The 19,902-nt window shown below is 45.3% G+C and carries 16 protein-coding genes and 1 riboswitch; all 16 genes read left to right on the top strand.

What is annotated here, in order from left to right; translation table 11 throughout:
- The first annotated feature begins 1 nt into the window (after position 1).
- The 16 genes from AC04Q6_RS04490 (at position 2) to AC04Q6_RS04415 (ending at position 19,668) form a co-directional block, all read left to right on the top strand.
- Positions 2-691: a response regulator transcription factor gene (locus tag AC04Q6_RS04490; protein WP_021977508.1), complete on the top strand. Its 690-nt coding sequence runs from the start codon at positions 2-4 to the stop codon at positions 689-691.
- 3 nt (positions 692-694) lie between these two features.
- Positions 695-2,125 (top strand): sensor histidine kinase, encoded by a 1,431-nt coding sequence (locus AC04Q6_RS04485; RefSeq protein ID WP_021977507.1) that lies wholly within the window; start codon positions 695-697, stop codon positions 2,123-2,125.
- 10 nt (positions 2,126-2,135) lie between these two features.
- On the top strand, positions 2,136-3,092 hold the full coding sequence (locus AC04Q6_RS04480; RefSeq protein WP_174088129.1) for a GerMN domain-containing protein: 957 nt from the start codon (positions 2,136-2,138) through the stop codon (positions 3,090-3,092).
- Positions 3,093-3,130: 38 nt separating this feature from the next.
- Positions 3,131-5,416, top strand: coding sequence for a DNA internalization-related competence protein ComEC/Rec2 (locus tag AC04Q6_RS04475; protein WP_215706383.1), 2,286 nt, complete (start codon positions 3,131-3,133; stop codon positions 5,414-5,416).
- Positions 5,417-5,537: 121 nt separating this feature from the next.
- Positions 5,538-6,917, top strand: a complete 1,380-nt coding sequence (locus tag AC04Q6_RS04470) for an NAD(P)/FAD-dependent oxidoreductase (RefSeq protein ID WP_021977504.1) — start codon at positions 5,538-5,540, stop codon at positions 6,915-6,917.
- 252 nt (positions 6,918-7,169) lie between these two features.
- A riboswitch (cobalamin riboswitch) is annotated at positions 7,170-7,345 on the top strand.
- A gap of 156 nt (positions 7,346-7,501) precedes the next feature.
- Complete coding sequence (locus AC04Q6_RS04465) at positions 7,502-8,806, top strand: sirohydrochlorin cobaltochelatase (RefSeq protein WP_021977503.1); 1,305 nt, start codon at positions 7,502-7,504, stop codon at positions 8,804-8,806.
- 121 nt (positions 8,807-8,927) lie between these two features.
- The gene (locus AC04Q6_RS04460; protein WP_178745991.1) at positions 8,928-9,941 is read left to right on the top strand and encodes a hypothetical protein; all 1,014 of its coding nucleotides are present in this window, start codon (positions 8,928-8,930) and stop codon (positions 9,939-9,941) included.
- Positions 9,938-11,083, top strand: coding sequence for an ABC transporter substrate-binding protein (locus AC04Q6_RS04455; protein ID WP_244832627.1), 1,146 nt, complete (start codon positions 9,938-9,940; stop codon positions 11,081-11,083). The genes AC04Q6_RS04460 and AC04Q6_RS04455 overlap by 4 nt, the downstream gene beginning before the upstream one ends.
- 55 nt (positions 11,084-11,138) lie before the next feature.
- The gene (locus AC04Q6_RS04450; protein WP_173762632.1) at positions 11,139-12,158 is read left to right on the top strand and encodes a FecCD family ABC transporter permease; all 1,020 of its coding nucleotides are present in this window, start codon (positions 11,139-11,141) and stop codon (positions 12,156-12,158) included.
- A gap of 3 nt (positions 12,159-12,161) precedes the next feature.
- Positions 12,162-13,262, top strand: coding sequence for an ABC transporter ATP-binding protein (locus tag AC04Q6_RS04445; RefSeq protein WP_178745988.1), 1,101 nt, complete (start codon positions 12,162-12,164; stop codon positions 13,260-13,262).
- 205 nt (positions 13,263-13,467) lie between these two features.
- Positions 13,468-15,096 carry a DUF1002 domain-containing protein gene (locus AC04Q6_RS04440; protein WP_178745985.1) on the top strand — a complete coding sequence of 543 codons (1,629 nt, stop codon included), beginning with the start codon at positions 13,468-13,470 and terminating at the stop codon, positions 15,094-15,096.
- 222 nt (positions 15,097-15,318) lie between these two features.
- The gene (locus AC04Q6_RS04435; protein ID WP_021977497.1) at positions 15,319-16,521 is read left to right on the top strand and encodes a class I SAM-dependent rRNA methyltransferase; all 1,203 of its coding nucleotides are present in this window, start codon (positions 15,319-15,321) and stop codon (positions 16,519-16,521) included.
- Positions 16,522-16,591: 70 nt separating this feature from the next.
- The gene (locus tag AC04Q6_RS04430; RefSeq protein WP_021977496.1) at positions 16,592-17,005 is read left to right on the top strand and encodes a competence protein CoiA family protein; all 414 of its coding nucleotides are present in this window, start codon (positions 16,592-16,594) and stop codon (positions 17,003-17,005) included.
- Between the two features lies 1 nt (position 17,006).
- Positions 17,007-17,855 carry a DUF5685 family protein gene (locus tag AC04Q6_RS04425; protein ID WP_021977495.1) on the top strand — a complete coding sequence of 283 codons (849 nt, stop codon included), beginning with the start codon at positions 17,007-17,009 and terminating at the stop codon, positions 17,853-17,855.
- The gene (locus AC04Q6_RS04420; RefSeq protein WP_021977494.1) at positions 17,849-18,499 is read left to right on the top strand and encodes a J domain-containing protein; all 651 of its coding nucleotides are present in this window, start codon (positions 17,849-17,851) and stop codon (positions 18,497-18,499) included. Before AC04Q6_RS04425 ends, AC04Q6_RS04420 begins: the two co-directional genes overlap by 7 nt.
- A 182-nt stretch (positions 18,500-18,681) precedes the next feature.
- A complete protein-coding gene (locus AC04Q6_RS04415) occupies positions 18,682-19,668 on the top strand; it encodes a diaminopimelate dehydrogenase (protein WP_021977493.1) in 987 nt (328 codons plus the stop codon).
- Positions 19,669-19,902: the final 234 nt, after the last annotated feature.

Here is a 19,902-nt window from a genome sequence, read left to right as displayed (position 1 = left end):
AATGAGCAGGAAAGTATTGGTAGTAGATGATGAGAAACTGATTGTCAAGGGACTTCGTTTCAGTCTGGAGCAGGATGGAATGGAAGTGGACTGTGCCTATGACGGAGAGGAAGCTCTGGAAAAAGCCAAGGCAGGAGAGTACGATATAATTCTTCTGGACCTGATGCTTCCAAAGATGGATGGTCTTGAGGTATGCCAGCAGATCCGTGAATTTTCCAATGTCCCGATTATCATGCTTACAGCAAAAGGTGAGGATATGGATAAGATTCTGGGCCTGGAATACGGAGCAGACGATTATGTGACCAAACCGTTTAATATTCTGGAAGTCAAGGCCCGTATCAAGGCGATCATCCGCCGTGCAGGCAGCAACCAGAACAAACAGGAGAAAGCCAAGACCGTGGAAGTCGGAGAACTGAAGCTGGACTGCGAAGGACGCCGTGTATTTATTTCCGGAAAAGAGATTAACCTTACAGCCAAGGAATTTGATGTGCTGGAACTTCTGGTATTCAATCCGAACAAGGTATACAGCAGAGAAAATCTTCTGAATATCGTATGGGGATATGAGTATCCGGGAGATGTCCGTACAGTAGACGTACATATCCGTCGTTTAAGAGAAAAAATTGAGGCCAATCCCAGTGAGCCGAAATATGTACACACCAAATGGGGTGTGGGCTACTATTTCCAGGCATAAGCTGTGAAGATCAAAAAAAGCGGCAAGTTTTTTAAAAGTCTCCGCTTTCGTATTCTGATCATCCTGATCATACTGGGAATCGTACCAAGTGTCATTGTAACGGAAATGGTCATTGCCAACTATGAAGACCGTGCCATTGCCAACCGTGTGCAGAGCATGGAAAATATCTGTGACATCATGTGCGACCTGCTTATCAAAGAGAATTATCTGAATGACTCCAGCTCGCAGACAGTAAACAGCAAGCTGGAGTTGTTGTCTAATATCTATGGAGGAAGAATTCTCATTGTAGACAGGGATTTCAGGATTATTAAGGATACCTATGGCGTGGATGAGGGAAAAACTCTGGTATCCCAGAAAGTAGTAAACTGTTTTAAAGGGGAAGATGCCTACCGTTATGATTCCGACAGCCAGAAGCTGATCCTGGCTGTTCCGGTAAAAAGCCCGGAAGTAAATCAGGTGCAGGGTGCCATGATGATTATGGCTTCTTCCAGTGAAGTGACGTCAACCATCCGGGAACTGGAGCAGAAAGGAATCCTGATTATTGGAATTATTGTAGTTCTGGCCATATTCCTGGGATATATTCTTTCCACAGTACTGGTAAAACCTTTTGCCAGGGTAACAAAAGCCATCGAAGATCTGACAGACGGATATCAGAACGAAGAAATCTCCGTACCGGATTATACAGAGACAGCGCTGATTACGGATGCATTTAATAAGATGCTTTCCAGAATGAAAACCCTGGATGAATCCAGACAGGAATTTGTATCCAATGTGTCTCATGAGCTGAAAACACCAATGACTTCCATGAAAGTTCTGGCAGACTCTCTTGTAGGACAGCAGGGGGTTCCGGAGGAACTGTATCAGGAATTCCTTTCGGATATTACAGAAGAGATTGACAGAGAGAACAAGATTATCACAGATCTGCTCTCCCTTGTGAAAATGGACAAAAAGGCAGCAGATATGAATATTACCAATATGAATATCAATGAACTGCTGGAAAATATCCTGAAACGTCTGCGGCCGATTGCAGATCAGAGAAGTATTTCCCTGATCCTGGATTCTTTCCGTCCAGTCAATGCAGATGTGGACGAAGTGAAGTTTACGCTTGCCATCAGTAATCTGGTAGAGAATGGAATTAAATATAATGTAGATGAAGGATGGGTCCGTGTAACACTGGATGCGGATCATAAAGATTTCTTTGTAACTGTTGAAGATTCCGGCCTTGGAATTCCTGAAGAATCCATAGAAAGGATTTTTGAGCGTTTTTACCGTGTGGACAAATCTCATTCCAGGGAAATTGGAGGAACCGGTCTCGGACTTGCCATTACCAGAAGTTCCATAGCCATGCATCACGGAATTATCAAAGTATCCAGCAAAGAAGGAGAGGGAACCACATTTACCGTGAAGATTCCTCTGTCCTATATTCCGTCCTAGGAGGTACAGCATGAAAAAAACGATAAAGATTATCTGCGTGACTGCTGCCTGTATCTTTCTTGGGCTGATTGCCTATATCGGTTTTGCGGGAAGAAAAGAGAAAAATGCAGAACAGCAGTACAGCTTTTACTATATCAACAGTGAAGAAACAAAACTGAAAGAAGAGAAGTATACACCGGAAAAAGAAACTGCAGAGGTGATGCTCCGGGATTTTTCGGAGAGCCTGAACAACTGCGAGACAAGGGAAGATGGAATTTCACTGTTTCCGGAAGGCGTAAAAATTTCTTCCTATTCTATAAAGGATGGAATTCTGCGTCTGGAATTTAACGAGGCCTACAGTAAGATGTCCCGCACCAGGGAACTTCTGGTCCGTACCGGCGTGGTGAAGATTTTCATCCAGATCCCGGGAATTGATTCTGTGGAAATCTATGTGGGAAAAAAGCCTCTCACGAATTCCAAAGGAGAAGAAGTCGGAGCCATGAACAGTGATACTTTTGTGGAGTTTTCCGGATCTGACGGGGACGTCTACAGCTATGACACTTTTACCCTGTATTTTACAAATAAGAACGGTGACAAGCTGGTAGAAGAACAGAGAAGTGTCCGTTACAGGCGGAATCTTCCAAAGGCAACCGTAGTACTGGAACAGCTGGCAAGGGGACCTCTGGAAAAAGATCATTATCCGACCATTCCGGAAAATTCCGAAGTGCTTTCTCTGACAAAAGCCAACGGAATCTGCTATGTGGATTACAACTCTGTATTTCAGGACTATGCGTTAAATGTTTCCGAACAGATTCCGATTTATTCTGTTGTAAATACACTGATTGCGGCAACGGATGTGGATAAAGTGGAGATTTCCATTGAGGGAAACAAAGAAGTCACTTTTGGCCAGAATATGCAGCTTTATAAGTTCTATGAATGGAATGACAGTCTGCTGGCCAGCACAAAAGCCAAAAAAGAACAAAACTGAATCATAATAAAATATCTACATAAACGGGAGAAGCATGTATGACAAAACGGCCATTATGTTTTCTGTGTTTTCTCATGGTGCTTGGTTTAGGTATTATGAATTTTGCGGGGATTCCTCTTCTTGGGGGGAATCCCCTTCCTGTAACCGTACAGGACTGGATCGAAGCACATCCTGGCTCTGTGATCTGCGGGGAGGTGGAGCAGTATGAAAATACAGAATTCTCCCAGTCTGTTTATCTGAAAAAAACATATCTGATTTATCAGTCAAAAAAATTTTCCATTGAAAATGTAAGAGTATTTTTGAAAAAAGAAGAAGACCTGAAACCGGGAATGAAAATTCTGGTAAAAGGAACCTTAAAAAGAGTGGAGGAACCCTCAAATCCCGGTGGCTTTGACAGTCAGCATTACTATGCCTGCCGTCATATCTATTATTTTATGAAGAAAGCTGTGGTCCGGAAAAAAACAGAATCTTATTCCGGATACAGACAGCAGCTTTTTAAGGTAAAAGAAAAATGCAGGCAGATTCTTACGGCATCGGCAGGAGAAGACGCACCACTTTTCTGCGCTATGGTGCTTGGGGACAAACAGGATCTGGAGCCGGAAATGAGGATGCGTTATCAGCTGGCCGGGATTGTCCATATCCTTGCCATCAGCGGGCTTCATATCAGCATTCTGGGAATGGGGCTTTATAACCTTCTGAAAAAAATCGGTCTTGGAATCTGGCCTGCGGGAATTTTTTCGCTGGGGGTAATGCTGCAGTACGGGATCATGACCGGAGGGAGTATTTCCACCATGCGGGCGGTGACCATGTTTCTCATTGCCATGGGCGCCAGGATCACCGGCCGGATTTATGACATGATGACTGCTCTTTCGGTAACAGCTATGATGATTCTTCTGGAATCCCCGGCGTATCTTCTGGACAGCGGTTTTCTTCTGTCCTTTGGCTGTGTTCTTGGGATCGGTGTTGCAGCGGAAAAAATCTGTGCTCTTGCAGGTGCGGAGAAAAAATGGACGAAGGCACTGGTAAGTTCCATGGCCCTTCAGCTGGTGACACTGCCTGTGATGCTGAAATTTTTTGGAGAAGTATCCCTTGCCGGATTTTTTCTGAATCTTCTGGTGCTTCCAAGTGTGGGCTTTGTGCTGATGGGAGGAATGGCGGCACTGTTGCTTGGAATTTTCAGTATTTCTGCTGCAAAACTGGTAATTTTGCCGGCAAGAGGATTGCTGCTTTTTTATGAATATCTATGTAGCCTTGCAGGAAAATTAAGGTGGAGCACCTGGATCGGAGGGGAACCGGAAATCTGGCAGATTCTGGTATATTATGTTTTTTTGATTACAATCCTGTTTATGGGACAGTATATAAAAGAACCGATGAGGCGGGAACAGGAAGCGGGTATGAAATCAGAGTTATCCAGCCGGGATAAAAGAATCCCGGGAAAGATCCAAAGGAAACTCCGGACAGTCCGGGCAGCAGCCGGCGCATTGATGATAACAGGAATTCTGATCCTCGGGTTTCATCCGGCAGGAGACCTGAAAGTGACCTGCCTGGATGTGGGGCAGGGAGATGGCATCCTTGTAGAGACTCCGGATAATCACCATTTTCTTATTGACGGAGGAAGCAGCAGCCAGTCGGACCTTGGAAGATACTGCCTTCTGCCGGCTCTGAAAAGTCAGGGGATTTCTTATTTGGACGGGCTTTTTATTTCCCATACAGACAAGGATCATATCAGCGGGGCGAAGGAACTTCTGGAATATATGGGAAATGGACTCACGACCATCCGGGCAGGATATCTGGTGCTTCCTTCATGGGCGGAAAAGCCGGAGGCCTGGGAGGAACTCTCGGATGCGGCACAAAAAGCCGGAATAAAAATTGTGACAGGAAAAAAGGGAGATGAGCTGCATTGTGGTCTGGTATCTTTTTCCATCTTGTGGCCGGAGAAAAACGCCACAGGAAAAGATGTGAATGAGGAGGCAATGGTGATGGAACTCTCGTTTGGAGAATTTCAGATGCTTTTTACCGGGGATATCGGAGCAGACACGGAGAAAAAGCTTCTGGCGTCCGGGATATTAAAGGATGTGGACTGTCTGAAAGTGGGACATCATGGTTCCCGTTATTCTACCACGGAAGCGTTTCTTGAAAAAATAAAGCCGGAACTGGCGATCATTTCCTGTTCTTCCACCAACACTTACGGGCATCCGTCGCCGGAAACCGTAGAGCGTCTGGAAGCGGCCGGAAGCCAGGTGGAATATACCATGGAAAGCGGTGCCATTACTGTGGAAACAGATGGGAAAAAGCTTAAGATCCACAGGTTCCGGAAGGACTGAAAAATTTTTTTCAAAACCGAAAAAACAGGTGACTTTTACAAACACTTGTTGTAGAATAGACAGGGTTTGTGCGAAAACGAAACATTGAAAACAGGCAACACAAGATAAGGAGTTTTTATTTATGAAATATGACGTACTGATCGTAGGAGCAGGTCCTGGAGGAATCTTTGCAGCCTATGAGCTGATGAATAATGATCCGGAGAAAAAGATCGCGGTTTTTGAAGCCGGCCATCCTCTGGAAAAAAGAAAATGTCCTATTGACGGAAAGAAAGTAAAATCTTGTATCCACTGTAAAACATGTGCGATCATGAAAGGATTTGGCGGTGCAGGCGCTTTCTCCGATGGAAAATATAATATCACCAATCAGTTTGGCGGAACGCTGTATCAGCATATTGGCAAGGATACAGCCACAGAACTGATGGAATATGTAGATAAACTGAATCTGATGCATGGTGGAGAGGGAACCAAGCTTTATTCCACCACAAACAGTGAGATCCGTAAGCTTTGTCTTCAGAACGGCCTGCATCTTCTGGATGCATCTGTCCGCCACCTGGGAACGGATATCAACTATGTAGTACTTCAGAATCTCTATGACAAGATGAAAGCCCATGTAGATTTCTATTTTGACGCGTCCGTTGACAAAGTGGAGAAAACAGAAGACGGCTATGCAGTTGTTGTAGGTGATGAGCGTTACGAGGGAACTTACTGCATCATCTCCGCGGGACGAAGCGGAAGTAAATGGATGGAGACTGTATGTACAGATCTTAAGATCCCCACACTTTCCAACCGTGTGGATATCGGTGTCCGTGTGGAGCTTCCGGCAGAGGTGTTCAGCCGTCTGACCGATGAGCTTTACGAGAGCAAGATCGTTTACAGAACCGAGAAGTTTGAGGATATGGTCCGTACTTTCTGTATGAACCCGAGAGGTGTTGTGGTTAATGAGAACACCAATGGAATCATCACAGTAAACGGCCACAGCTATGAAGATCCTGCAAAACACACCAACAATACAAATTTTGCGCTTCTGGTATCCAAACATTTCTCAGAGCCGTTCCATGACAGCAACGGATATGGTGAGAGCATCGCAAGACTTTCCAACATGCTTGGCGGTGGTGTTATGGTACAGCGTTTCGGAGATCTGATCCGTGGAAGACGAAGCACAAAAGCACGTATTGAGGAGAGCTTCGTAACACCGACTCTTTCCGCAACACCGGGAGACTTAAGCCTTGTTATGCCGAAGCGTATCCTGGATGGAATCATCGAGATGATCTATGCTCTGGATAAGATCGCACCTGGAACAGCAGATGACGATACTCTGCTTTATGGTGTTGAGGTTAAATTCTACAACATGGAAGTTGAGATCGATGAGAATCTGGAAACCTGCCACAAAGGTCTCTTTGTTATCGGAGACTGCAGCGGTGTGACACATTCTCTTTCCCATGCATCCGCCAGCGGTATCTATGTAGCCAGATACCTTGAGCAGGAGTACTTCAGTAAATAATATGAGCGGCCCTTTTCTGCTGTCACAGTGATGGCGGAAAGGGGCTGCTTTTATGTTGTAGGAAATCACTGTACCATAAATAAAAAACATAAATCATATAAAACCATGCATAATGTGCATGAATATTGAAAGGAGTATGTTGAAAATAACTGACAGATGCAGGGGAAGCACCATGATTCGTCCGACAGCAATCTTGACAATTTTGTGATTTTGTGGTAAAAGAATAAGTAACCAGGTAAAATCGAATATGTACAAATGTTATGGCAATAAGGTTGCGTCCAGTCGGATGTGCAAAAGAGAATCCGGTGAGAATCCGGAACGATACCGTCACTGTGAACGGGGAGCTGTTTTTAAATACCACTGGGAAACCGGGAAGGGAAAGCAGTGTGGAACCAAGTCAGGAGAACTGCCTTATTGTGAGATCCAGGATTCGCGGTCTACGAATCTGTATTCTCAATAACAATACAGAACTTCTTTTTATGTGTATTGCGAGAGAATCGTGTGTGAGCAGGCGGCCGCAGAAAGCAGCCGTTTTTTTGTACATATCAGTATTCTGGAAATACATGAAAAGAGGACGATAAGAAATGAAAAGAAAAACAATGTTAGCTCTGATGCTCGCAGTTTCCATGACATGCTCTATGGGTGCAGCTACAACAGCAATGGCAGCAGATGATTCCGCTACAGAAGAGAGCGCAGATGAGAGTACTGAGGCAGCTGATACCACAGAGGCTTCTGATGAAGACCAGAAAGCAGCTGACAATGTAGCAGCTCTGATCGACAAGATCTATGTTCAGGAGAGAACTGACACAACAGATGAGGACTGCAAGGCAGCTAAAGAAGCATGGGATGCTCTGACAGACGCTCAGAAAGAACTGGTAGAGGGCGAGAACGCTGATCCGGATTACTTCGGACGTGACACAGGAGACGCTTCCAAAGACGATCCACGTAACCAGGATGAGATCGGTGAGAACGAGCTTCTGGTAGTAAGCTTTGGTACTTCCTTCAATGACAGCCGTGCAGAGGATGTCAAAGGAATCGAGGATGCTCTTGCAGAAGCTTATCCGGACTGGTCTGTAAGAAGAGCATTTACAGCACAGATCATCATCAACCATGTAGAGGCAAGAGATGATGAAGTGATCGATAACATGCAGCAGGCTCTTGACCGTGCAGTAGAGAATGGTGTTAAGAATCTGGTTGTACAGCCTACTCATCTGATGCATGGTGCTGAGTACGATGAGATGACAGAAGCGATCAATGGCTATAAAGATAAATTCGAGTCTGTAGCTATCGCAGAGCCAATGCTCGGTGAGGTTGGAGACGATGCAACCGTGATCAACGATGACAAGAAAGCCGTTGCTCAGGCAATCACAGATGAGGCTTGCAAAGAAGCCGGATTTGACAGCATGGATGCAGCAGCTGAGGCTGGCACAGCATTCGTATTCATGGGACATGGAACATCTCATACAGCTAACATTACATACGATCAGATGCAGACACAGATGGAAAACCTTGGATTCAAGAACGCATTCATCGGTACTGTAGAGGGTAAACCGGAAGATACAGCCTGCGACAAGGTTATCGAGAAGGTAAAAGAGGCAGGATACAAGAACGTTGTTCTTCGTCCGCTGATGGTTGTTGCCGGAGACCATGCAAACAACGATATGGCCGGTGATGATGAGGATTCCTGGAAGAGCCAGTTTGTAGCATCCGGAAACTTCGAGAATGTTGATACACAGATCGCAGGTCTTGGACGTATCGAGGCTGTTGAGCAGCTTTATGTAGATCATACAAAAGCAGCTATCGACTCCATCGGAAGCACAGATGAGTCCGCAGATTCTGACGCAGCAGCAGATACAGAGGCTGATTCCGCTGAGGATTCCGCAGAATAATAAATATGAAACGATCTGAGTGAGCTCAGATACCTATAAGAAATCCATGTAACTGCCCGGAAAGATCAGGAAGACTGTCTTCCGGGCAGATTGCTGTATCTATGGAAGGGAGAAGATTATTATGAAAAAACGTTATGTAAACTTAATCCTTGCAATGGTAAGTGCATCAGCTATGGCCCTTGGCTCTGTGCCTGCGATGGCTGCAACAGATTCCGCAAAAACCGAATCTGCCAAAAACGATTCCAAAGAGGATGCGGAAGCTTCCAATGAGAAAGAGGCAGATGCAGCCAAGACAGATACCCTGGAAGATGGTGTTTATACAGCAGAGTTTGACACAGACAGCAGTATGTTCCATGTAAATGAGGCCAATGACGAAAAAGGAGAGCTTACGGTCAAAGATGGCAAGATGACCATCCATGTAAGCCTGGTTTCCAAGAAGATCGTAAATCTGTTTGCAGGAACTGCAGAAGATGCACAGAAGGATGGCGCCGAGATCATTGAACCTACCACAGATACAGTAAAATACAGCGACGGTTATACAGAGGAAGTTTACGGGTTTGATATCCCGGTACCTGCCATTGATGAGGAATTTGATGTGGCACTTCTGGGAGAAAAAGGTAAATGGTATGACCATAAAGTCAGCGTCAAAGATCCTGTAAAGACAGGTGATGTGGAAGAAACAACTGATGATACAGACAAAAAAGAAGACTCCTCCGACAAGGAGACTGCAGAAAAAGCAGATGCTTCCAAAGATGAGAAAACTTCCGATGACAAGAAATATGAGGGAAAAAAGCTGGAAGATCTGAAACTGGAAGACGGAACTTACGAATTTGATGTAACCCTCACAGGCGGAACCGGAAGAGCAACGGTAGAATCCCCGGCAAAAGTAGAGATCAAGGACAAAAAAGCTACTGCAACCATCATCTGGAGCAGTCCGAATTATGATTACATGATCGTGGACGGCGAAAAATACGAGCCGGTGAACAAAGACGGAAACTCCACATTTGAGATCCCGGTGACAGTTTTTGACGCAGAGATGGAAGTGACTGCAGATACCGTAGCCATGAGTACACCTCATGAGATCGACTACACATTAAATTTTGATTCTTCAAGCATGAAAAAGGCAGAAAAATGAAAAAAATAATTTCATACATATTTCTGACATTGACGCTTGTTCTGGGCTGCGCGTTTGCCGTGCAGGCAGCGGAGACAGAACATAAGCCTGCGGATATTCCGGGCCTTACTTTCGACCACAGCATGGAACTATCCTATGCGAAGGAATTCAATGTGGATTATTACAACGATGGCTATGCGCTGATCACCATCGATCAGGAGGGACAGTTTCTTGTAGTCCCCGAGGGAAAAGAAGCTCCGGAAGGGCTGGACTCTGATATTGCGGTCTTAAAACAGCCGTTAAACAATATTTATCTGGTGGCAACCTCAGCCATGGATCTTTTCCGGGCCATTGACGGGATCGACAGTATCAAGCTTTCCGGAACCAAAGAAGACGGATGGTATATCCAGGAAGCGAAAGACGCCATGGAGCAGAAAAAGATGATCTATGCCGGCAAGTACAGTGCGCCGGATTATGAGCTGATTCTGAACGAAGGCTGTGACCTTGCCATTGAATCCACCATGATCCATCACAATCCGGAAGTCCAGGAGAAACTGGAACAGTTCGGGATCCCTGTAATGGTGGAACGTTCCAGCTATGAAAGCCATCCCCTTGGAAGAACTGAGTGGATGAAACTTTACGCAGTCCTTCTTGGAAAAGAAGATGTGGCAGAAAAAGTTTTCAAAGAGCAGACAGACAAACTGGATAACGTGCTTACAGTAGATAAAACAGATAAGACCGTAGCGTTCTTTTATATCAACTCTGTAGGCGCGGTAAATGTAAGAAAAAGCGGCGACTATGTTTCAGAGATGATCTCCCTTGCAGGTGGAAATTACGTTCCGGAAGATACGGGAGAGAGTGACAATGCCCTTTCCACCATGAACATGCAGATGGAAGAATTCTATGCCAAGGCAAAAGATGCGGATTATATCATCTACAACAGTACCATTGACGGAGAGCTTCAGACCATCGATGAACTTCTTTCCAAAAGCGAGCTCCTTGCGGATTTCAAGGCAGTGAAGAACGGAAATGTCTGGTGCACAGGCAAAAACCTTTTCCAGGAGACCACAGGACTTGGAACCATGATCGAGGATATCCATACCATGCTGACCACGGATGATGATTCCCTAGATAACCTGACTTACATGCACAAACTGAAATAAACGAAAATACGACTTTACACGAATTACACCACAGAAGAGGAGTGTACCAGAAAAAATGAATGACAGAAAACGCGCGGTCCGATATGGGATCTCTTTTGTGATCCTTGCGGTACTTTTGATCTTTTTATTTATATGGAATGTAAATTCCGGAAGTATCCACCTCTCTGTGCAGGAGATCCTGAATATCATATTCCGGCATCAGGGAGATGAAACTTCTTATAATATTGTCTGGGAGATCCGTCTTCCAAGAATTCTGGCAGTTATCATCCTCGGCGGAGCACTTTCTGTTTCCGGATTTCTGCTGCAGACCTTTTTTAATAACCCTATCGCGGGACCTTTCGTGTTGGGAATTTCTTCCGGAGCCAAGCTGATTGTGGCTTTTCTGATGATCTTTCTTTTGAGCAGATCGGTATCCATCGGTTCCGGAGCCATGATCCTGGCTGCTTTTGCCGGTTCCATGATCTCCATGGGCTTTGTGCTTCTTGTGGCAAAAAAAGTCCACAACATGTCCATGCTGGTCATCAGTGGAGTTATGATCGGCTATATCTGTTCGGCCATCACAGACTTTGTGGTAACTTTTGCAGATGATTCCAATATTGTGAATCTTCACAACTGGTCACTGGGAAGTTTCTCCGGTATGACCTGGGGGAATGTGCGGACTATGGCTGTGGTGGTATTACTTACCATGGTGATCGTATTTTTTATGTCAAAACCCATCAGTGCCTATCAGCTGGGTGAGACTTACGCACAGAATATGGGCGTCAATATCAAAGTATTCCGCATACTTTTGATCCTGCTTTCCAGTATTCTTTCTGCCTGTGTCACTGCATTTGCCGGACCGATCTCCTTCGTGGGAATTGCCGTACCTCACATTGCAAAAAGTCTCTTAAAGACTGCAAAGCCACTGCTTGTGATTCCGGCCTGCTTCCTGGGTGGTGCGGTGTTCTGCCTGTTCTGTGACCTGATCGCAAGAACCGTATTTGCACCGACGGAGCTGAGCATCAGTTCTGTGACGGCAGTTTTCGGAGCACCGGTAGTTATCTATATCATGATTCGCAGACAGCAGAGGATATAAACGATGAAATCATATTTTTTTTATACGGATCAGCTGACCGTAGGCTATGACGGAAAACCGCTGATCAAAGAGATTAATATTCAGCTGAACAAAGGAGAGATCCTGACTCTGATCGGTCCCAACGGTGCCGGAAAATCCACAATCCTGAAGAGTATCACAAGACAGCTTTCCCTGATCAGTGGAACCGTATATCTGGAACAGGAACAGATGAGCCGCATGACAAACAAAGAAGTTTCCAGGAAGCTGGCTGTAGTGCTTACTGAGCGCATGCGTCCGGAACTTATGACCTGTGAAGATGTGGTATCCACCGGACGTTATCCGTATACCGGAACTCTGGGAATCCTTTCCCCGGAGGATAAGAAAAAAGTGAAAAATGCCATGGAGATGGTTCATGCCTGGGATCTGAAAGATCGGGATTTCACAGCTATCAGTGACGGACAGCGTCAGCGTATTCTTCTGGCGCGCGCCATCTGCCAGGAACCGGAGATTATCATCCTGGATGAACCGACATCTTTTCTGGATATCCGTCATAAACTGGAATTGCTTGCCATTCTGAAAAAAATGGTGCTGGAAAAACAGATGACTGTGATCATGTCCCTTCATGAGCTGGATCTTGCACAGAAAATTTCTGACCAGGTAATCTGTGTTCATGGAGATCATATCGAAAAATACGGTGCACCGGAGGAGATTTTTACCTCCGATTATATTCGAAAGCTTTATGGAATTACCCGGGGAAGTTATAACGCGGAATTTGGCTGCGTGGAAATGGAACCGCCGGCAGGAGAACCTCGGGTGTTTGTGATCGGTGGAAACGGAAGCGGAATTCCGGTGTACCGGAAACTGCAGCGCCAGGGAATTCCTTTTGCAACGGGAGTTCTCCATACCAACGACGCAGATTATCAGGTGGCAAAAGAACTGGCCGCCAGAGTGATCACGGAGAAACCATTTGAATGCATTTCCCAGGAGTCTTTTCAGGGAGCATTGGAAATCATGGAAAAATGCAGAGAAGTTTACTGCCCGCTGAAAGATTTCGGGACCATGAATAAAAAAAATCTGGAATTATTTAAAAAAGCAGAAAAATCCGGAAAATTAAAACAGGTCTAAACAGAAAGCCGCTGTCAAAAGCGGCTTTTTCATATAATATAAATTACAAATATGATCGTATCTGTGATATAATATGAACGACAAATCATGAAACGGTCATGTTCATGAACACATGGTAAAGCAGAAGGTGAATGTTCGCTTTACACTGTAAAAATGTAAACAGATACAGCCAATTTATAAGAAATATATCAGGAGGGAAAGTTCAATGAAAAAAAGAAATATGATCGCAGCCCTGCTTTGCAGCGCATGCCTTGTGGCAGGAAGCGTAAATCTTGTATTTGCGGATGCAACCAAGGTTGTAACACTTGGAGCAGATCTTTCCGATGCCCAGAAACAGACAATGATGAAATATTTTAATGTAAGTGCAGATCAGGTTCAGATTTTAACTGTTACCAACCAGGATGAGCACAATCATCTGGATAATATTGCACCACAGGAGCAGATCGGTTCCCATACATTAAGCTGTGCTTATGTAAAACCAACCCAGTCCGGCGGAATTAAAGTCCGTACTGCCAACCTTAACTGGGTAACCGGTAATATGATCGCCACTTCTCTTTCCACATCCGGTGTCAAGAACTGTGAAGTCATTGCCGCATGCCCGATGGAAGTATCCGGAACCGGTGCACTGACAGGTATTCAGATGGCCTATGAGAAAGCCAGTGGAGAGAAACTGGATGCGACCAAGACCAAACTTGCCAACCAGGAGATCGTGACAACCGGAGAGCTTGCGGATAAGGTTGGTAAAGACCAGGCGACAACAGTAGTGAACCAGTCCAAGATGGACGTGATCCAGAACGATGTGCAGAATGCGGATGAGATCCAGAATATTGTTATCAATGTGGCGAACCAGAATAATATTTCAGTAAGCCAGGATGACATTGATAAAATTGTTTCTCTGCTTCAGCAGATCGCTCAGCAGGGTTATAACTATGATGACGTGAAACAGACACTGGAACAGGTAGATGCCAATACAACAGGCGCAAGTACAACTTCTGCGGCAGAGACAGGGGATTCCATGGATGAAGAGAACCCGGATGATACCGTAGACGTGGATCAGAGTACCGAAGATGATGACGATATTATGAATAACGTAAATTCCGATGTGCTGGGAGATAATGTGATCGAAAGCTCCACAGAGGAGAACGATCAGGAAGAAGCGCCGGCGGAGGATTCTGCAGATAGCAGTGAGACAGAAATCCCGGATGCGACCGAGGACGGAACTTACACAGAGGAAGATTCCACAGAGGATACAGCAGAGGGAACTTCAGCAGATGAAACGGGAATCCCGGAGGCAACAGAGGAGAATACGGATTCTTCTGAGGAGTCCTCTGATCAGTCAGAGACTTCAGGTGCAGAAGCGGATGCTTCCCAGATTGACACTTCCGTACTCAGCGAAGAGAATAAGACATACTACGACAAGTTTGAACTCTTTGTAAAAGGAGAGTATGAAGGTGATGCGGATGCCCTTCTGGCAGCAACTGAGAATACGGAAGCTGTGGCAACAGTAACTCTGGACCAGCAGACAGCGAAGAGCGTTGCCGAGACTGTTGAGAAGCAGTATTATGATATCCTGAAAGACGGTACAGGATCTTATGTGGCAGACGGAACTGAGACATATCTCACACCGGAGCTGAACATGATGGATCAGAACCTCAAGAAACTTTTTGGAATTGAGATCACGGAAGAAAATTCAGATACTACAGATGAGGCTGCTGCTCTTCTTGCAGATGTAACAGAAGAAGATAAACAGACTCTTTATAAGGAGACGATGAAATATCTTGCAGGACTTTACGGTGAGAATACCGATACTTCTGAGGAAGAGTCAGCACAGTAAAGAGATTTTTGAACAGTTTCCATGATCAGGAAATAAAGCCTGCCGCCGCAGAGACTGGAATTTCAGTTTCTGCGGCGGCTTTTTGTGTGTTTTATATGAAGGATTTGGGGAAGCACTGGAAAAATATTTTCTTCTGTGCTAAAATTGACCATAAATCGGTTTTATGGAATTCATACACTGGAAACCGTTACAGGGAAATGAGAAAGGGAAAAGGTAGAATTTATGAGCCTGGCAGTAGTAACATTGAAAAAAGGCGAAGGCAGATTCCTGAAATCAGGAGGCCTCTGGGTATATGATAATGAGATCGCAACGATCATGGGAAGCTTCGTGAACGGAGATATTGTGCTGGTCCACGATTTTGACGGTTATCCGATGGGAAGAGGGTTTATCAACACCAATTCCAAGATTGCTGTGCGTATGCTCACCAGAGATGAGCACAGAGAGATCAATGAGGACTTTTTGAGGCAACGTGTCCGTGATGCCTGGGAATACCGCAAAAAAGTCGTAGACACCGGAAGCTGCCGCGTGATCTTCGGGGAGGCAGATTTTCTTCCTGGCCTTGTTGTGGATAAGTTTTCTGACGTGCTGGTAGTACAGTCTCTGGCACTTGGAATCGACCGCCTTAAGGGAACGATCATTGAGGCGCTGAAGGATATTCTTGCAGAGGACGGGATCCAGATCCGGGGTGTCTATGAGAGAAGTGATGCAAAGGTCCGCCGCCAGGAAGGAATGGAACTTACCAAGGGATTTATCGGAGAAGAATTTCCGACGATCGTTCAGATTGAAGAGAATGGTGTAAAATATGAAGTGGACATCAAGGACGGACAGAAGACCGGATTTTTCCTGGATCAGAAATACAACCGTCTGGCAATCCAGCGACTTTGCAAAAATGCGAAAGTGCTGGACTGCTTTACACATACCGGATCATTTGCACTGAATGCGGGAATTGCAGGAGCACAGAGTGTTCTGGGTGTGGATGCATCTGAAACTGCGGTAAATCAGGCAAGACGCAATGCAGAACTTAACGGACTGGACGGAACTGTGAAGTTTCTCTGTGAAGATGTATTTGAACTTCTCCCGGAACTTGAGGAGAAGGGAGAGAAATTTGATGTGGTGATCCTGGATCCTCCGGCATTTACGAAATCCAGAAGTTCCGTAAAAAATGCGGTAAAAGGTTATCGTGAGATCAACTTAAGAGCTATGCGTCTTGTAAAAGATGGCGGTTTTCTTGCAACCTGTTCCTGCTCTCACTTCATGACCTATGAGCTGTTTACACAGACGATCGGTCAGGCTGCGAAGAATGTACACAAGAGACTTCGCCAGGTAGAGTATCGTACACAGGCACCGGATCATCCGATCCTCTGGTCGGCAGATGAGTCCTATTATCTTAAATTCTACATTTTCCAGGTATGTAATGACCGGTAACAGCTTCGGCGCATTCTTTTTGAAGAGGCGGAAACAGTAATACCGGCAGTAAAAAGGAGATGCAGATTCTATGAGAGACAAATTTAACAAGTTTATGCAGGGACGCTACGGAGTGGATGAACTTTCCAGGTTTACCATGGGAGCCGCACTGGTGCTGATCATTCTGACTATGTTTATCACCATGTTCAACAGAAATCTGGGCAGTATTTTTGATTTTCTGGGAATTGCGGCGATCGTGTATGCGTATTTTCGTATTTTTTCCAGAAATATTCAGCAGCGTTATGCGGAGAACCAGAAATATCTTCAGATGACATCGAAGTTCCGGCTTCGTTTCAATAAAGAAAAAAATCTGATGAAACAAAGAAAAACGCACCATATTTACAGTTGCCCGGGCTGTGGACAGAAGGTCCGTATTCCCAGGGGGAAAGGCAAGATAGAGATCGAATGTCCGAAATGCCACACGAAATTCGTAAAGAGGAGCTGAAATGTTCGGATATGTGACAGTTAATAAACCGGAGATCAAATTTAAAGATTTTGATATGTACCGTTCTTTTTACTGCGGACTTTGCAGAGAACTGAGGGAAAGATATGGCATACCAGGACAGATCTCACTGACTTATGATATGACCTTTGTGGTCCTTCTGCTGAGTGGAGTATATGAACCACCTACACAGAAGGGAACTTCAAGGTGTGCGGTCCATCCTCTGAAACCACAGCCTGTGCGCCGGAATGCAATTACGGAATACTGTGCGGATATGAATGTGATCCTTTCATATTATAAATGCATGGATGACTGGCAGGATGAGCATAAACCTTTGCGTTACGCATACGCCAGACTTCTTAAGACCGGCGGAGAGAAACATATGGCTCATTATCCGGAGAAGATCCGCAGGATAAAGGAAGCTCTTATGGAACTTTCCAGTCTGGAAAAACAGGGAGAAACCGATGTGGACCGTGTTGCCGGGTGTTCCGGAAGGATCATGGAGGAGGTCTTTGCGTTCCGTAAGGATGTGTGGGAATCTTCACTGCGGCGGATGGGATTTTATCTCGGGAAGTTTATTTATATCCTGGATGCTTATGACGATGTGGAAAAAGATGCAGAAAACGGAAATTACAATCCGTTCCTTAAAAAATATAAGATGGAAGGGTTCGAGGAAGAGATACGCCGGATGCTTACAATGATGCTGGCAGAAAGCTGCAGGGAATTTGAAAGAATGCCCGTGATCCGATATGGTGATATCCTTCGAAATATTTTATATTCCGGCGTCTGGTGCCGCTTCACAGCCATCGGACAGAAACGCAGGGAAGAACGGGAGAAAGAAAAGAAATGTTAGATCCATACAGTGTGCTGGGAGTTCCCAGAAACGCATCTGATGATGAAATAAAGAAGGCATACCGGAAGCTCAGCCGAAAATATCATCCGGATGCCAATATCAATAATCCGAATAAAGATCAGGCAGAAGAGAAATTCAAGGAAGTACAGCAGGCGTACGAACAGATCATGAAAGAGCGGGAGTATGGCGGAAGTGCTTCGGGAAATGGGTATGGCAGCTATGGAAATTACGGCGGTTTTGGCGGCTATGGAAGTGCAGGTTCCAGTACCTATCAGGATGAAGAGAGCATGCGAAGACGTGCTGCTTCCAATTATGTGCAGAGCGGCCATTATCAGGAGGCTATGAATGTCCTGAATTCTCTTGGCCAGAAAAATGGCGAGTGGTATTATCTGGCTGCCATGGCCAATATGGGACTTGGCAATAATGTGACGGCTCTAGATCAGATCCGGGAAGCAGTCCGACAGGAGCCTGATAATGTGCAGTACCGCATGATCCTTCAGAGAATGGAGGGCGGCGGTGGCTGGTACCAGCAGCAACAGGATCCTTTTGGAGGAATGCCGACAGCAGGTGGAGATATGTGTGATGCCTGCTGCCGGACTATGGCCTGTGCCATGTGCTGGCCGGGTGGTATTTTCTGCTGCTGATGCGGAGGATAACTATCCGTTTTGAGTATGTTTGTAAGGCGGATCCTGCAGATCCGTTTTGCGATAGATAGGGCAGAACATGTTTGTAAGGCAAACCGCGAAGTGGCTGCGCTCATGAGCGTGCAGCGGAGCAGAATGTTTTGCATCAATGTATCTGCCGGGAAAAAGAGGAGGAAATCGTTATGAGTATAAGAATTGGTATCTTAGGTTATGGAAATCTTGGACGCGGTGTAGAGTGCGCGATCAAACACAATCCGGATACAGAGCTGGTTGCAGTATTTACCAGACGTGACCCGGAAACAGTAAAGATCCTTACAGAGACTGCTAAAGTTTATTCTGTAAACGACGCAGAGAAGCTGAAAGATGAGATCGATGTCCTGATCATCTGCGGAGGAAGTGCTACAGATCTTCCTGTTCAGACACCGGAATATGTGAAATACTTCAATGTTGTGGACAGCTTTGATACACATAAGAGAATTCCAGAGCATTTCGCAAATGTTGACAAGGCAGCAACGGAAACTGGTCATGTAGGAATCATCTCTGTAGGCTGGGATCCGGGAATGTTCTCACTGAACCGTATGTACGCAAATGCCATCCTTACAAACGGAAACGATTATACATTCTGGGGTAAAGGTGTCAGCCAGGGACACTCTGATGCAGTCCGCCGTATCAAAGGCGTAAAAGACGCAAAACAGTACACAATCCCTGTAGAGGCAGCACTTGAGGCAGTAAGAAACGGAGAAAATCCAGAGCTTACCACACGTCAGAAACATACAAGAGAGTGCTTCGTAGTTGCTGAGGAAGGTGCTGATCTTGCGCGTATCGAAGAAGAGATCAAGACTATGCCGAACTACTTTGATGAGTATGACACAACGGTACACTTTATTTCCCAGGAAGAACTTAACCGTGACCACAGCGGAATCCCACATGGTGGTTTTGTGATCCGCAGCGGAAAAACAGGATGGAATGATGAGAACAGCCATGTGATCGAGTACAGCCTGAAACTGGATTCCAATCCGGAGTTCACATCTTCCGTTATCGTTGCTTATGCAAGAGCTGCATATCGCATGAACCAGGAAGGACAGAAGGGATGCAAAACTGTATTTGATGTTGCACCGGCATATTTAAGTGCACTTGACGGAGCAGAACTTCGCAAAAAATTCCTGTAGGAAATTCTCTGTAACAGAGTTGTTACAGGAAGTAACATTTTTTATTAATATCAGATCCCCGGAATATTCAGCGCATATACCTGATGATCCGGGGATTTTTTATTCTGATGAAGGTGCCTGCACAGGAAGAAGAATCCTGGAATCGGGATTTTTCCTGTGCGGAAAAGGAGATTGGAGAGGGAAAAAACGGGAAAGAGTTGACGGGAGATAAAGAATGGTATATAATATGGACGT

This window comes from Blautia sp. HA9023 (assembly GCF_056504095.1).
The sequence above is the reverse complement of the archived record's forward strand: the minus strand, read 5'-3'. Positions and strand labels throughout refer to the sequence as shown.